We start from the raw sequence: 1,815 nt of genomic DNA, 5'->3' as shown, positions 1-1,815 counted from the left end.
TGCGTTTTCTGAGAGTAGTTTAATTTGTAGTTTAGTCATTGCTTTTGTCCCTCCAATATTCACTGGCTATTCTTGATGCCGTAAAACCTAATTGTTCATATGTTTTTTCTTTCTGACTTGCTTTAATTACTTCATCAAACGCCTTTGCCTTTTCCAGCACCTCTACATGCTCTTTGTAAATATCTTGATGTGTTTGCATATGCGGGTATTTTTCTGCTAATGCTTTAGCACCTTCTACTTGTTTTTCCATGTATTTGTATTTCATCACTCACTGCCCCTCTCTAGATCATGTAGTAAATTACTGAACTCATTTGTTTCATCTAAGTAGTCCATGACCTCTAACAATCTTTGCAATTCATTTTTACCTACCATTGCATTCGCCACTTGGAATAAGTGGTACTGATTATTAGGCTTAATAATCTTTTCAACTGCTTTATGTGTTTTCACGTAATCTGACAGCATCTTTTCTTTCAGCGTATGCCAAGCCTTCTCATAGTCACGTGGTTTCACTCAATATCATCCTCACTTAATAAATTTTTATTTTCAAATACATTACCAATTACCTCACATTTTTCATGGACATCAAGAACTGACGAACCTTTATCTGTCACCCAACCTAACCAACTTTCAGATTGGGAACCGTCACTGTCAAAGCCAGTACCAAATGTAACTACACCAATTTCATCGTGAACTCCATTTAAATAACCTTTGTCGATAATATCCCCTTCATAAATCTCTGTACCGTTTTTGTCTTTCAGACCAGTGTACTGCATTAGTTTAAAACAAAGGGCATCGTAATATTCAGATTGCGAGTTATCAACTTCCCCGTAACCCGTGTCGTCAAGGTGATGATTAAAAGCTAATGCACTAACGTTTTTATCGAATGCATTAAATTCAATAACGCCTATGTCATATCTCATTTTATTTTCTAACGAATCCCACGCTCTGAATTTAGGTATCATTCCAATTCCTCCTGTTATTCAAATAACCCTTTCTAGCAACGATTGCAGTGATGCGTGTAGGGCTTGCATCAATCACAAACCCCTTTACGCCTCTGCTCTGTAACTCTTGCTCTAGTTGCGTTAAACTACGTCCTCGTGTGTCTGATTTGAAACGCTGTTTAATTGTGTTTGTAAGTTCTCTCATCACTTCACCAGATCGTTAGCTTTAATAAACTGTGCTAATTCCTCATCTGTTTTAATAGCTTTCATTTTTTGATAATGCATGCCTGCCATATTGCCTACATAATTTGTATCTTCAGCAAGCGGTATTACACTGAATGCTATTTCTCCATACTTGTTTTTGAGATAGTATTTATTTTTAGCTCCTTCCAATAAGCCCATTTAAAGCCCCTCCTTGAGACGTTGCGCATAATCGATGATTTTATCCAACTCTTTATCTAATGCGTCTTTACGACCCAGCCTTGTTGGATATTTAATAAGATTAAACTTCATTGCGCCTCTGAACTCTTCGGGTGTAAAGTGTTGTCTACAAAATTCGATAACATCAATATCACCTGTCCCTTGATAATGTTCAGGGATGTTTTTATAATCTTCAAAATGTTCAGCTTTCTTGTCGAAGTAATCCTCATCAGTAAGTTCGAACGGGTCATCGATACCATCTAACTGAACCATGACTGATTGTTTGCCAAGTCTATCAACTTCTCGAATAACAACACCTGCATGACCGTCCTGCACATTTAATCCACGATATTGCCATAAGATAATACGATCATCTCTTCTTAAATCTTTAATCTCGTTCATCTAACGCACCGCCTTTACCATTAAATCATTTTCACATAGGTGCAAGTACCAG

Annotated in this window: 5 protein-coding genes; all 5 read right to left on the bottom strand. The window is 37.0% G+C overall.

Annotated features, from left to right (window positions below; translation table 11 throughout):
* Positions 1–31: 31 nt before the first annotated feature.
* Positions 32–250, bottom strand: coding sequence for a hypothetical protein (locus HMPREF2603_RS05345; RefSeq protein WP_083278239.1), 219 nt, complete (start codon positions 248–250; stop codon positions 32–34).
* Between the two features lie 14 nt (positions 251–264).
* A complete protein-coding gene (locus HMPREF2603_RS05340; protein WP_060804561.1) occupies positions 265–510 on the bottom strand; it encodes a hypothetical protein in 246 nt (81 codons plus the stop codon).
* The gene (locus tag HMPREF2603_RS05335) at positions 507–962 is read right to left on the bottom strand and encodes a YopX family protein (RefSeq protein WP_060804568.1); all 456 of its coding nucleotides are present in this window, start codon (positions 960–962) and stop codon (positions 507–509) included. Before HMPREF2603_RS05335 ends, HMPREF2603_RS05340 begins: the two co-directional genes overlap by 4 nt.
* A 183-nt stretch (positions 963–1,145) precedes the next feature.
* Entirely contained in the window at positions 1,146–1,343 is a 198-nt protein-coding gene (locus tag HMPREF2603_RS05325; protein WP_060804338.1) for a DUF3269 family protein, read from the bottom strand.
* Positions 1,344–1,763, bottom strand: coding sequence for a DUF3310 domain-containing protein (locus HMPREF2603_RS05320; RefSeq protein WP_070501985.1), 420 nt, complete (start codon positions 1,761–1,763; stop codon positions 1,344–1,346). It lies immediately after the preceding gene.
* Positions 1,764–1,815: the final 52 nt, after the last annotated feature.

This window comes from Staphylococcus sp. HMSC055C03, from assembly GCF_001809385.1.
Classification (GTDB): domain Bacteria; phylum Bacillota; class Bacilli; order Staphylococcales; family Staphylococcaceae; genus Staphylococcus; species Staphylococcus simulans.
This window is presented reverse-complemented; position numbering and strand designations above follow the sequence as displayed.

Coding starts and splice junctions, on each gene's coding strand:
- HMPREF2603_RS05335 (WP_060804568.1), bottom strand. CDS start 962: ATGATACCTAAATTCAGAGCGTGGGATTCGTTAGAAAATAAAATGAGA.
- HMPREF2603_RS05320 (WP_070501985.1), bottom strand. CDS start 1,763: ATGAACGAGATTAAAGATTTAAGAAGAGATGATCGTATTATCTTATGG.
- HMPREF2603_RS05325 (WP_060804338.1), bottom strand. CDS start 1,343: ATGGGCTTATTGGAAGGAGCTAAAAATAAATACTATCTCAAAAACAAG.
- HMPREF2603_RS05345 (WP_083278239.1), bottom strand. CDS start 250: ATGGAAAAACAAGTAGAAGGTGCTAAAGCATTAGCAGAAAAATACCCG.